Raw genomic sequence first — 12,108 nt, 5'->3', positions numbered from 1 at the left:
CAAGTTGGGCATCAAAACCCTCCTTGCTGCCAAACACCACGTAGCTTTGCCCTGAAGAACTGCCGTTGGGGTCGGCACCATCTGCCCCGATAATCAGGTCATCAATGCCGTCGCCGTTGATGTCTCCGGCACTGCTAATAGAGTTGCCTGAACGGTCATCTGGATTGATGCCGTTGATGGCAAAGCCTGACGTGCCGTTGAGGGTGGAGAGGTAGAATTGGGCATCAAAACTTTCCTTGCTACCAAACACCACGTAGCTTTGCCCTGAAGAACTGCCGTTGGGGTCGGCACCATCTGCCCCGATAATCAGGTCATCAATGCCGTCGCCGTTGATGTCTCCGGCACTGCTAATAGAGTTGCCTGAACGGTCATCTGGATTGATGCCGTTGATGGCAAAGCCCGACGTGCCGTTGAGGTTAGATAAGTTGAAAACTGAATTTGCCATGAGTTCGTCCTTTTGTTTTGAGAACTAAAAATTTAAACAATTGAACTTAAAGTCAGAATGACTGTTGAGTGTTGACCTTTATAGGCAGTTCTTGCTCTTAGCAGTTTTTGCAGTCCGAGAAAGATTCTGGAATACAAGGTGCCAAAAGGGTCTCAAGCTCCTAAATTTATTTATGCTCAAGGGAAAAATATTTATTTCGAGATGCCTTGCACGAGAAATAATGCGTCCACAGTCTAAGGCCCTTACTTTGAAGTATGGGGTTTCCCCTCTGCTAAGAACAAGAACTGCCCCCATGCCTCTTGTTGAGAGTAAGCGGTCTACACGATAATGTATACTATTTTTTTGTGGAATTAATGAACAGGGGTCGCCACAGTGGTAAGTAGCTGGACAAAAATATTTCTTGAAGTTTAGTGTTCTCTTCTGGAAGTTTGATGTTCCAACGGGATTACGCTGATGCGTAGGCGTAGCCCGCCGCAGGCATCGCTTGATAGTCGCTGGAGTAAATTAATTTGACCTACTACCTGAATTTTTGCCAAATGCTGCTGTTCGCGTTGCTCTGCTTCGATATAACTCCTCACTCCTCACTTTTAACTTTGATTGTTTGCACACCAGCCAAAATAAAATTAACTGCTAAGTAGATACTGTAGCTAATTCCTGCTGGAGGTACTCAAATATGCGACAGCTAAAATCCGCCGAGGAAATGCCTGGTAGCTATGGCTTACCCCTCTTGGGGGAGACTTTGGAAATATTTCAGGATTCAGAGTTGTATTTGTGGCGACGATTCCAGCAGTATGGTTCAGTTTTTAAAACGAGCGTCATGGGGCGTAAACGTGCTTATTTAATTGGCCCTGATGCTAATCGGCTGGTGCTGGTGGAACAGGCAGAACACATGTCGTCGCGGATAGGATGGTATTTTTTAGAATCAACATTTGGCAACAATATTTTATTACAAGATGGGGAAGAACATCGCCTAACTCGTCGCTTAATGTATCCAGCATTTCACGGAAAAGCGATAGCTACATATTTCGACACCATTCAAAATATTGTGCAAGACTTCCTTAAAGATTGGGGACAGAGAACGATTCCTTTGAATTCTAGTTTTCGCCAGCTTACCCTGATGGTTGCTACTCGCCTGTTTTTGGGAAGTCAGAACAAGAGCGAAGTTGAGCAAACTAGTCAGTGGTTTACACAACTGCTAGAGAGCAGTATGGCAATATTCAAATTGAATGTCCCTTTTACTTTATATAGTCGCGGTCAAAATGCTAGGGGTAAATTAGTAGCTTTTTTGCATGAAGCGATCGCCCAGCGTATCGAGCAGGGTAACTTAGAAGAATCAAAAGATGTTTTGGGATTGCTGCTAGCAGCTGTTGATGAAAACGGCAATAAATTGAGCGAAGCACAGATAATCAACGAGGCATTGCTATTGCTATTTGCTGGACACGAGACAACAGCCTCCTTGCTCAGTTGGGTAATATTTGAATTAGGTAATCATCCAGAATGGCGATCGCGACTGCGCCAAGAGCAATTAGCAGTTGTGGGAAATAATCCCCTTAATCTGTCTCATCTCAAACAACTTCCAGATTTAACCAACGTCTTAAAAGAAGTAGAACGGCTTTATCCGCCAGTGTATGCCTATAATCGTGGAGTTCTCAAGGATATTGAGTATGCAGGTTATCGCATTCCTGCTGGTTGGTTTGTGACTATCTCGCCGATGTTGACTCACCGTTTACCAGAACTCTACACCGATCCCGATCACTTCGACCCTGATCGCTTTGCACCACCTCGTGAAGAAGATAAGAAACATCCTTTAGCACTAATGGGTTTTGGTTATGGTTCGCACCGATGTTTAGGCATGGAATTTGCCCAAATGGAAATGAAAATCGTGCTTTCTACGCTGCTTCGCCATTATGACTGGACAGTAAAACCTGATTATTCTGCGATCGCTCCAATTCGTCAGCCTTCTAAAGTTAAAGATACTTTACAAGCATGCATATATTGAGCCTTTGGTGATCAAGCAAGTAATGGGAAATAGAGATTGATGATAGGGTAGCTCATCTTTATAGGTTAACGGCTGAGGAAATAAAGATTATTAGGGGAGAGTAGAAATAATGAATAACACCAAAAAAGAACATTATGTATCTCAATTCTATTTAAAAAAGTTTGTTAATTCGTCTCCAAATGGCAAAAATTACAAAATTTGGATTTTCAATAAAATAACTCAAAAATCCCCATATTCAAGTGATGTAAAAGATACAGCTACAAAAAATTATTTTTATGATTTTCCCGTTGATTTAGTAGGAAAAGATAACAAAAAATCTTTGATCCAGATTTACAAAAAATTGAAAGTATTATAGCTCCTTTTTATAAAAAATTTGAAAGACGCGTATCTTATATTATGAAATTAGATGAGAAACAGAAATCTAAAATTAAAGTTATAAAAAAATTGCTAAAAAAGATTGGTCTTATCTTTTAGCCACACAAACTTTGAGAACACCTGAATTCAGAAAATTGTTAAAAGAAGTTAAACAAAAACCTGAAAATGATAATGAATTTGCGGTTGAAACCATTAAAAATTCGTTCTAAATTGGATAAAATTATCCTATAATTCAGCAACACTAAAAATTGTAGAACGAGAGCATCCCAATTTTGAAAAAATAAAAGAGTCTAACTGAAAATATTTCTCTAGCAAGCATGGCAATTATTAGATAGTGAACCTAGTATGCCAACTCAGTGCTACCCTACAGTTAGAAAGCTTGAGAGGCAACTATGACTGCCCTGATTCTGAACCTCAGCCCCACCATTGAACTGACAGATGAGCAGTTCTTCCAACTGTGTCAAAATAATCGAGATTTGCGACTTGAGCGCACGGCAGAGGGAGAATTGATTATCATGCCACCAACTGGATGGGAGAGCGGAAATCGTAATAGTAGACTGACACAGCGCTTAGGTAATTGGGCTGATGCTGATGGCACAGGTTTGGCTTTTGACTCTTCTACAGGTTTCAAACTCCCCAATGGTGCAAATCGCTCTCCAGATGCATCTTGGGTGAGCCGGAAACGATTAGAAGCCCTGAATCCAGACCCCGACAAATTCCTACTGATCGCTCCAGATTTTGCGGTAGAATTACGCTCTGCTTCAGACAGCTTAAGGACTGTACAACAAAAAATGCAGGAGTATATTGACAACGGTGTGCGTTTAGGATGGCTGATTGACCCCCAGAACCAACAGGTAGAAATTTACCGCCCAGGACAGGAAGTTGAGGTTTTGCGTAGGCGTAGCCCGTCGGAGACATCGCCTACTAGTTTATCAGGAGAGGATGTATTGACTGGGTTTGTGCTTGATCTGACACAGATTTTGAGTTAAGCGATCGCTTTTTACTCGCACCTCTTCTCAAAAGGCGATCGCTCAATTTAACTCATTTCACAATCTGGGCAACTTGCAACTCTAATTTGAGAAAAATTTACAGTCAAAAATACAAAATTAATATTGACTAAATATTAAAAACCCAGTCTGCAATAACCCGATGACAAAACCCAAAACCCCACCTAAAGTTACAATCGCTTGCAATTCATTTTTCACAATTCCCTCGATTGCAGCTTCTAAATCAGCCGGTGAAGTTGATTTCACCCGGTCAACTATCACTTGATCTATCGACAAAATCGGAATTGCTTGCGCCACAATTACTTCTAAATCTTTTTCCAAATACTTATCTAATATTAAAGCCAATTCTTGACTCATCACTTCTAAAGAAGTATTGACAACAGGCGAAGTACTCAGACGATTTAGCAGCACTACAGCAATATTTTCCCAATCAACAGAATCAGTTAATCCTTGTAAAAAATCGCTGCCACTGTTTTGTAAGTAATGGCGGACACTTTCGCGGGTGGTCTTTCTTAGTTGACGCACCGTCCCCATTGGCAAGTTTTGTAATGATAAATTTTGCAGTAATTTCCGAATGCGATCGCGCATTTGCAAATCTTTAGTCAATTCTTGCAAGCGAGTATTAGCAGCCTCTTTTTCATCCAAACAAAAAGTTCGTAGTCGCGTGAGAGTATTACGTAAGCCAAACAAATTTGCTACTACCCAATAAGTCCCACTGGTTTTTTCGCGGAAGCCTTCATCAATAATTTGAATTGTGCGATCGGTCAAAAAATCAACTATCGTCTGCCGCAGCACATCTGGTGGTAAAACTGCTTGCAACAACCAATCAGCAAGCCGCGTGGCTTGTTCTTCACTCAATTGAAATTCCAGCAATATCTGATCAAAAATTTGATTGATCTGCGCTTCCAAAAAGTCTTCACGTCGCGCTAAAACCTTGAGTAACCGTGGCAAGGATTCCCCTATTAAATCCCGCAAAATCCCCGCCACAATTTTGGCACTTTTCTCGTTTTTATCTGTTTTTATTTGTTCAATCGCCATCTGCAACAACCAGAGAATTGCTCCTTGCACGCGTTCTGTTTGCAACAGACGCCGCGCCAGATTTTGCAATTCTTGTGGTGTCAACAGTGACCCCATGATTGTCTTAGAAATGTTCAGAGCCAAACGTTCCTGGTTGCGGGGAATCAATCCAGGGGTGAAGGGTACTCTTCGTCCAGCAATGTAAATTGCTCGGTAAGGACGGAACAACATTTTGATGGCTATATCATTTGTGAAATAGCCAATAATTCCACCCAGTACCGGGGGAGACACATAAAGCCAAAGATGAGACCAGTCCAAGGGAAGAATTAAAAAAGTTAGGAGTTTAGAGCCTAAAGTTAGGAGTTAACAGTAGAGACGCGATTAATCACGTCTGTACAAAAGCGATTAATCGCGTCTGTACAAGAGTTAGGAGTTATGAATGATAAATTTTAAGTGAGAATTTATCACTACTCATAATTCATAACTTTTAACTAATAACTCCTAATTTACTAAGCACTAGCACTCCCATCATACCGTTCGCAATGGGATAGTGTGTGGCAACAGCAAAACCAACTTGACGCGCTAACTCTATTTGCTCTCTCCCGATGGGAAAGCGGTCTAAGCTAGGGCTAATGTAAGCATATTCTTCTTTTAACCCTAAATAACTGGCAACTGGCACTACAAAACTGTCCAGATACAACTGCTGAAAGGCACGTAGCTGAGGATTACTCGGTCGATGAAAGTCCAAAATTGCGGCTTTAGCACCCGGCTTCAAAACCCGGTATAACTCTTGGAGACTGCGGGGAATATCTTTAACATTTCTTAAACCATAGCCCATTGTTGCGGCATCAAATTGGTTATCCTCAAAGGGTAAATTTAGCACGTCGGCTTCTACCCAGGCGATCGCAGGTTGGGGATACTGCCAATGTGAGCGTTCTTTAGCTTTTTCTAGCAGGTTGGGTGAAAAATCCACTCCGTAAACCTTCCCTGTTGCTCCTGTCCGCCGTGCCAGACGTAAGGCTAAATCACCACTACCGCAACACAAATCTAATGCAGTATCACCCGATTTAGCTGCACTCCATTTCACTGCCATTTCCTTCCATATTCGATGCTGTCCCAGACTCAACCAATCGTTCAACTGGTCATAAACCGGAGCAATACGGTTAAAAATGGACTGAATTTCGTTAGTCATTGGGTATTGGGTATTGGGCATGGGGCAAAACAGTTCCGAGTTCCGAGTTCCGAGTAAAGAATTAAGATTCCCTACTGGGCACTCAGCACTCATTACTCAGCACTCTTGAGGGGCATTGGTTTTTGACTAATGACTAATGACAAATGACTAATGACAACTAGTAAGAGCGATCGCAATCAGTTGGGCTGATAAATTAATTAGCATTAATTCATCTTCCCGTAAAGTGCAGGCTTGTTTCCACTGTAGGGATAATACGCCCAAAAGTTGATTACGGTAGCTAATTGGGATAACTAAATGTGCTTGCACACCCGTGTTTTTGTAGTGAATAGCATCAACTAATTTAGTGTCTTTAAGTATATTTGAGGAAACTTGCATTTGCCCAGTGGCGATCGCTTCCTTTGTTAGTGGGTCAACAGATAGCCAATTCTCAATTGTACCTGTATCGCTGTAAGTTCCTTGAGTCGCAATCAGAGTATTTCCATCTGTCAGTTGTAGAATACACCCATCTGTTCCAAAAGTATCACTCACAGCTCTAGCAATTGGAGCGAGAGTTTCTTCTAAGCTAGAAGCTGCTTGAGTTACCTGTACCAAAACACTCAGCAAGGCTATTTGAGCATGAGAACGGCGTAATTCTTCTGTACGTTGCTTGAGCAAGTCGTAGGTTTCTGCTGCTCTTTGCACCACTGCCTTCAGTTCGCCTGGGTCCCAAGGCTTGGTGATATATTTGTAGACTTGCCCTGCATTAATCGCCTCTACCAAGTCTTCAATATCAGTAAATCCGGTGAGAATTATCCTAACCGTATCGGGAAACTGAGGTACAGTCTTGCTGAGAAACTCAGTTCCTTTCATTTCTGGCATCCGTTGATCGGAGATAATCACCGCTACCTCCCCTTCTGCTGCCAAAACTTCTAGGGCGTTCACCCCACTATCAGCTTTCAGAACATTAAAGTCGCGTCGAAAGGTACGATAAAGCAGATCGAGATTATCTGGCTCATCGTCAACTACCAGGATTTTCAGCTTTTTTGGTTGTTGGAGAGTCATCACTGGATATTGGAGTTTATCAATTTCGACACTGGGCTTATCCATAAGATATTTCCTTTAAATATTCACTATCTTGTTATATTCCATACCAAGCTTAGTTGAGAATGGCTCAAATTTATCAAGGGTTTTTACGGATTTAGCTTGCATATTTAAATACGGTAGTTATGAGTGTCACAGAGGCTATTTGCCTGCCCAAATATCTGAAGCAAGAAAAAATTCCATAAGAAGAATTAACTAGATAAGTTTCTACAGATCAACTCAAAGCAGTAGTTATACTCAAGACTTGCACCAGTCCCAACAACCGCCTCAGAATGAATTCTGAGGCTATTAGCTTGCATTCTTCTAAAGAAGACTTAATAAGGATTAGAGTCCACGCTTAGTAGACTTGCATTAAAAGCCTGTGAAACTTATTTTTTGGCAAGAAAGTGGGCAGGTGCAAAATATATAACTATAGGTAGTTCATAGATTAGAATAAGACTTGCTCATGAGGTATTAATCAACCTCCCAAGTTGAAGCTCGCACTCTGATTATGACTGATCTACCACCCAACGCTCAGAATCCCGAAGAAAATGTTACCAACGATGTAGCACAAGAATTACTGCGAAGGCTGAGGCAAAAACAAGGTAACTGGGTGGAATGGGGAACGGCGATCGCCTCGTTGCTAAAAATCGGTTACAACCCCCAAGACATTTTTGAGGCGACTGGATTTGAGCCGATTCAACAAAATCAAGTGGTTGTTGGTTCTCAAGTTTACAATTCTTTGGAAAAGTTTGGAGTATCGCAAGAAACGCGATCGCACTATGCTACACGTGGCAGTGATGTTTTATATGAACTGCGTTTACTGACTCAAGAAGAACGCGCCGCCGCCGCCGAACTAATCTTCGTCCACAATGTTGATGCCGATGAGGCACGGGAAATAGCAAAAGCAATCAAAGAGTATTCCTATTTCCGCACTTTACCAGAAGGATTTTCTGCCCATCCTGGGGATGCTGTTGCTCATCAAGTTTGGAAACTGGCACGCCAAAATGTAGATTTACAACAGCGATCGCGCCTAATTGCTAAAGGTTTACGCTTTGCTCATACGCCAGCAGCAAGGCAAAAAATCGAACAGCTACTGACTGATTTTACTACTGCTCCCCAGCGTCCAGCGCCAATTCTACCCTTTTACCGTCTGGAATTTGAAGAACAATTACCCCGAATTTTGCCCGTGGTAGGCGAGTTGCCATTATCACGACAAGACTTGCAAGCTGTGCCCATACTGACAGAAATTGAACCATTTCGGTTGGTCAAGTTTTCTGGAGAGCAAGCTTGGATACCATTACCAGGTTGGCAAGTGTTGTTGGCGGCAGAAGATCCAGTAGTGATTTTAGCGAATAGCGATCGCTTCCCCATCCAAACCCAAAGCCAAACTGGGCCTGTCGTAGTTGTGGTAGATCGTACCCAACGAAAATGGGATGCCTCCAGCTATTTTGTTGTTGAAAATGGTGGTGAATTAGATTTTCAGTGGTTTGAAACTGAGCCAGAAATTCTTCTACTAGGAAAAATTATTATCATCGTGCGTCCTAAAAGAATTCTGGATGAAGAATTAACTAAGGATTCATGGCAGATTGACGAATAAATTCAATTTTAGACAGAACTAACTGCGTGATGTGAACTTGTTTTGACTGTTCAAACAGCGGAAAGCAAATGGCGGCATTGGTTCAATTTTTTGTTTAGTCAATGCTCCATCTGCTTTAACTCTCTTAACATGAACTTGGCACTGGCTTGGCAATGCTTTGCCTAAACCCTTGATTTTTCGTTGACTTGTGTAAGTCCATATTTTGAGGGATGATGACATCCCCTGAACAGTCACAAAGTAACGACCGTAACAGGAAAAACCCAAATTTTCTAAGCTGAAAGTGTATAAAGCACAAAAATTATTTGAATTTTGTAATAACTTTTAATAGAACGCACTGGATCAACAATCTCAACAGATACAGCAATCCGATTTGATTTTTGAAAAAATTTAAGTATATGTAGGGGAGCCAGCCGTGTGGGCGGGTTTTCCGACTTGAGCGGACTGGCATTGTGTTATCGCGTAACGTAACGCAACGCCAGTTGCTACAACGGATAACGCAGCGTAAAGCTTTTGGCATGGCAACGCTTACGAGCGTCGGGAACCTCCCTTCGGGTGACGCTACGCACAGTTGCTACCGCTACGCTAATACCAGTCGCCTACGGCGGGAAACCCGCCGGAGAGCGCTGGATTCACCGCAACGCACTGGCTCCCCTACGGATATTTAAAAAATCAAATATGAGTCCTATATCATGAGAGCAAAATTCTTAATTTATTAAGCATTTTTTTGGGATTTTAGCTTTTCCAGTATCTTCATATTTTATCACCACAATTATTGAGGAAAAAACAAATTCCTATTTTTTCGATTTAGTTTCATAACCAAACAAACGCAATGGATTTCCTGTTGGCAGGAATGATTCAAGCATTATTCAACATAGCCATTACTCGTTTGTAGCTGAACAAGGAGTTTTCCGAAAATGTCTCTCACGAAACGTTGTTTGGCCGAATTTATCGGTACATTCTGGCTTGTTTTAGGTGGCTGTGGTAGTGCTGTTCTAGCCGCCGCCTACACAGAAGATGCTGCAAAAATCAGCGAGAATACTTCTTTTCCATTGGGTATTGGATTAGTAGGTGTATCCCTGGCATTTGGGCTTACTGTCCTCACAGGGGCTTATGCTTTTGGTCATATTTCTGGTGGTCATTTCAATCCAGCTGTTTCGTTTGGACTATGGGCAGGTAAGCGCTTTCCGGGGTCTGACTTACTACCTTACATTCTCTCTCAAGTGATCGGCGCAGTTGTTGCTGGGGGGATTATCTACCTGATTGCTAGCGGCAAAACTGGATTTACGCTGACTGGCTTCAACCCACTGGCTACCAACGGCTATGGTACTCATTCTCCAGGTGGTTACACGCTGTTTGCTTGCCTCATTACTGAAGTTGTGATGACTTTCATGTTTCTGCTGATTATTCTGGGTGTGACTGATAGCCGTGCTCCTAAAGGATTTGCACCACTAGCAATTGGTTTTGGACTCACCTTAATTCACCTAATCAGCATTCCTGTAACCAATACTTCGGTTAATCCTGCTCGTAGTACTGGAGTTGCTCTATTTGCAGGTGTAGAACTCTTTTCGCAAATCTGGCTGTTCTGGATAGCTCCTATCTTGGGGGCTATTTTAGCTGGATGGTTGTACGTAGCTATCTTTAGTGAATCAACAGTGGAAGAACGGTAAAATCTCAAAAAGCTACTCTAAAAGTCATTTTCAACTGTACGAGTTAGCCCGGTATTTCTGGTTTTTATAGCAGTTCATCAAAACGGGCAATAGTTGGATCTGCATTGTGCCTATAATCAATCTTCAGGTGAGGCTGCACCTACGCAGCCCGCCGTAGGCATCGCTTGAGATTTCGTTTTTAGATTTCTTAACAATCCCGTGACTGAACAAATAACGCTTGGCTAATTTGTTTAGTCACATGATTGACAGAATATTTAAGTTTATGAAAATTCACGGTGTCCAGCTCCCCGACTTATCAAAAAAGTCGGGGAGCTTACTTTTCACGAATGATTTATGGCTGCTATATACACTCTATTTTTCAAAAATTTTAGATTACTATTTTACTAGTAAACAACCGATTTATTAATTATTCTACATTCTTAATCATTAGACTTATTTGCGAATTAACTAGTACACTGAGGCGTAAATCCACATACCATCTCAATTAACGAGACTTGGGTCTTAACAAGGGGATTTTGCCCCTTGTTAAAGTTAGGCAAACTTCCGCCGTACTCTACTAGTTAGTGATATTTTGAGTCTGAAGATCCCCCCAACCCCCCTTTTTAAGGGGGGTTAAGATATATTTACAGAGAATCACCAAAGATTATTCATATCTGTGGTTTGGGAATTACATTCAACATCTATTTAAAATATAAAATTTGATATGTCAGACTCTAAATTTACTGCTCCTGTGGCTCAAGAATTACTCCACTCAGAATTGTCTGAACGATCGCCTGTTTCTTCTCTGCGGGAGAAAATTCTAGCAATCCGCAACAGTCTACGCCCTGGACAGCAACAAATGGCTGACTGGCAATCTGGCCCTTTGGCTATTTCTGCCGTTCCTGGTGCAGGCAAATCCACTGGTATGGCGGCGGCGGCGGCGATCGCGATCGCACGTCAGTATGAACGTTCATCCTCGCGTCGTCAATTGGTAGTTGTCACCTTTACTCGTTCAGCTGCTGCCAATATTAAAGCGAAGATTCGCAAATTCTTACGAGATGATTTATCTCTCCCTCAGACTGGATTTTTTGTCTATACCCTACATGGTTTAGCGTTGAATATTGCCAGTCGCCATCCTGATTTGTCCGGTTTACAATTAGAAAATGTCACATTAATTACACCAACTCAAAGTCACCGTTTTATCCGAACAGCTGTAGAGCAATGGATTGCAAATAATCCAGGAATATATTTGCGGTTATTAGAAGGTCATCAATTTGACGGAGAAGAGACAGAAAGGTTACGTCGTCAATCGGTGCTGCGAACAGAAGTATTGCCAGAATTGGCTAATACGGTAATTCATGAAGCAAAAAGTTCTGGAATATCGCCAAAAAAATTGCGGGAGTGGAGTAAACAAACTACAGACGAATATGCAATTTTGAGCGTAGCGGCGGGATTGTATGAGCAATATCAAAACTTAATGCGATCGCGTGATTTCATCGACTACGACGATATGATTTTAGCCGCACTGCGCGTTTTAGAAAACGACAGCGCCCGTCGCATTGAGCAAAACCAAGTTTTCGCCGTCTTTGAAGACGAAGCCCAAGATTCTAGCCCATTACAGACGCAGTTGTTAGAAATTTTGGCGAGTGATGTTGATTCTTCACTCCCCACTCTCCACTCCCCACTCCCCACTCCCCACTCCCCACTCTACTTTGTACGAGTTGGTGACCCGAACCAAGCGATTAACTCTACCTTTACCCCAGCCGAT

The 12,108-nt window shown here is 42.1% G+C and carries 12 protein-coding genes; 7 read left to right on the top strand and 5 right to left on the bottom strand.

The window, feature by feature from the left end; genetic code table 11:
- Together ACFE90_RS29525 and ACFE90_RS29520 are read right to left on the bottom strand one after the other, a co-directional pair.
- Positions 1 to 445: integrin alpha (locus tag ACFE90_RS29525; protein ID WP_375505927.1), on the bottom strand; the 445-nt coding region annotated here is incomplete at its 3' end.
- 407 nt (positions 446 to 852) lie between these two features.
- The gene (locus ACFE90_RS29520) at positions 853 to 1,023 is read right to left on the bottom strand and encodes a hypothetical protein (protein WP_375505926.1); all 171 of its coding nucleotides are present in this window, start codon (positions 1,021 to 1,023) and stop codon (positions 853 to 855) included.
- A gap of 95 nt (positions 1,024 to 1,118) precedes the next feature.
- On the opposite strand from ACFE90_RS29520, the gene ACFE90_RS29515 reads away from it, so the two are divergent.
- From ACFE90_RS29515 to ACFE90_RS29505, 3 genes are all read left to right on the top strand, one after another.
- Complete coding sequence (locus tag ACFE90_RS29515) at positions 1,119 to 2,444, top strand: cytochrome P450 (protein ID WP_375505925.1); 1,326 nt, start codon at positions 1,119 to 1,121, stop codon at positions 2,442 to 2,444.
- A gap of 109 nt (positions 2,445 to 2,553) precedes the next feature.
- A complete protein-coding gene (locus tag ACFE90_RS29510) occupies positions 2,554 to 2,799 on the top strand; it encodes a DUF4238 domain-containing protein (protein WP_375505924.1) in 246 nt (81 codons plus the stop codon).
- Between the two features lie 412 nt (positions 2,800 to 3,211).
- Complete coding sequence (locus ACFE90_RS29505; RefSeq protein WP_375505923.1) at positions 3,212 to 3,808, top strand: Uma2 family endonuclease; 597 nt, start codon at positions 3,212 to 3,214, stop codon at positions 3,806 to 3,808.
- Positions 3,809 to 3,925: 117 nt separating this feature from the next.
- Here ACFE90_RS29505 and ACFE90_RS29500 read toward each other — a convergent pair whose 3' ends face one another.
- From ACFE90_RS29500 to ACFE90_RS29490, 3 genes are all read right to left on the bottom strand, one after another.
- On the bottom strand, positions 3,926 to 5,161 hold the full coding sequence (locus tag ACFE90_RS29500) for a DUF445 domain-containing protein (protein WP_375505922.1): 1,236 nt from the start codon (positions 5,159 to 5,161) through the stop codon (positions 3,926 to 3,928).
- A 169-nt stretch (positions 5,162 to 5,330) separates the two neighbouring features.
- Positions 5,331 to 6,035: a bifunctional demethylmenaquinone methyltransferase/2-methoxy-6-polyprenyl-1,4-benzoquinol methylase UbiE gene (gene ubiE / locus ACFE90_RS29495; RefSeq protein ID WP_375505921.1), complete on the bottom strand. Its 705-nt coding sequence runs from the start codon at positions 6,033 to 6,035 to the stop codon at positions 5,331 to 5,333.
- A 147-nt stretch (positions 6,036 to 6,182) separates the two neighbouring features.
- Entirely contained in the window at positions 6,183 to 7,121 is a 939-nt protein-coding gene (locus ACFE90_RS29490) for a response regulator (RefSeq protein WP_375505920.1), read from the bottom strand.
- A 484-nt stretch (positions 7,122 to 7,605) separates the two neighbouring features.
- Between ACFE90_RS29490 and ACFE90_RS29485 the strand changes: the two genes are divergently transcribed.
- From ACFE90_RS29485 to ACFE90_RS29470, 4 genes are all read left to right on the top strand, one after another.
- Positions 7,606 to 8,694 (top strand): RuBisCO accumulation factor 1, encoded by a 1,089-nt coding sequence (locus tag ACFE90_RS29485; RefSeq protein ID WP_375505919.1) that lies wholly within the window; start codon positions 7,606 to 7,608, stop codon positions 8,692 to 8,694.
- A 449-nt stretch (positions 8,695 to 9,143) separates the two neighbouring features.
- Positions 9,144 to 9,359: a hypothetical protein gene (locus tag ACFE90_RS29480; protein ID WP_375505918.1), complete on the top strand. Its 216-nt coding sequence runs from the start codon at positions 9,144 to 9,146 to the stop codon at positions 9,357 to 9,359.
- 249 nt (positions 9,360 to 9,608) lie between these two features.
- The gene (gene aqpZ / locus ACFE90_RS29475) at positions 9,609 to 10,361 is read left to right on the top strand and encodes an aquaporin Z (RefSeq protein WP_335024622.1); all 753 of its coding nucleotides are present in this window, start codon (positions 9,609 to 9,611) and stop codon (positions 10,359 to 10,361) included.
- A gap of 703 nt (positions 10,362 to 11,064) precedes the next feature.
- A partial coding sequence (locus ACFE90_RS29470; protein WP_375505917.1) for a UvrD-helicase domain-containing protein occupies positions 11,065 to 12,108 on the top strand: 1,044 nt, incomplete at its 3' end.

Source organism: uncultured Nostoc sp., from assembly GCF_964245445.1.
Lineage (GTDB): Bacteria > Cyanobacteriota > Cyanobacteriia > Cyanobacteriales > Nostocaceae > Nostoc.
This window is presented reverse-complemented; position numbering and strand designations above follow the sequence as displayed.

What these genes read in the sequence shown, in the direction of transcription:
- ACFE90_RS29505 (WP_375505923.1), top strand. Translation starts at nt 3,212, where the DNA reads ATGACTGCCCTGATTCTGAACCTCAGCCCCACCATTGAACTGACAGAT.
- ACFE90_RS29485 (WP_375505919.1), top strand. Translation starts at nt 7,606, where the DNA reads ATGACTGATCTACCACCCAACGCTCAGAATCCCGAAGAAAATGTTACC.
- ACFE90_RS29490 (WP_375505920.1), bottom strand. Translation starts at nt 7,121, where the DNA reads ATGGATAAGCCCAGTGTCGAAATTGATAAACTCCAATATCCAGTGATG.
- ubiE (WP_375505921.1), bottom strand. Translation starts at nt 6,035, where the DNA reads ATGACTAACGAAATTCAGTCCATTTTTAACCGTATTGCTCCGGTTTAT.
- ACFE90_RS29510 (WP_375505924.1), top strand. Translation starts at nt 2,554, where the DNA reads ATGAATAACACCAAAAAAGAACATTATGTATCTCAATTCTATTTAAAA.
- aqpZ (WP_335024622.1), top strand. Translation starts at nt 9,609, where the DNA reads ATGTCTCTCACGAAACGTTGTTTGGCCGAATTTATCGGTACATTCTGG.
- ACFE90_RS29515 (WP_375505925.1), top strand. Translation starts at nt 1,119, where the DNA reads ATGCGACAGCTAAAATCCGCCGAGGAAATGCCTGGTAGCTATGGCTTA.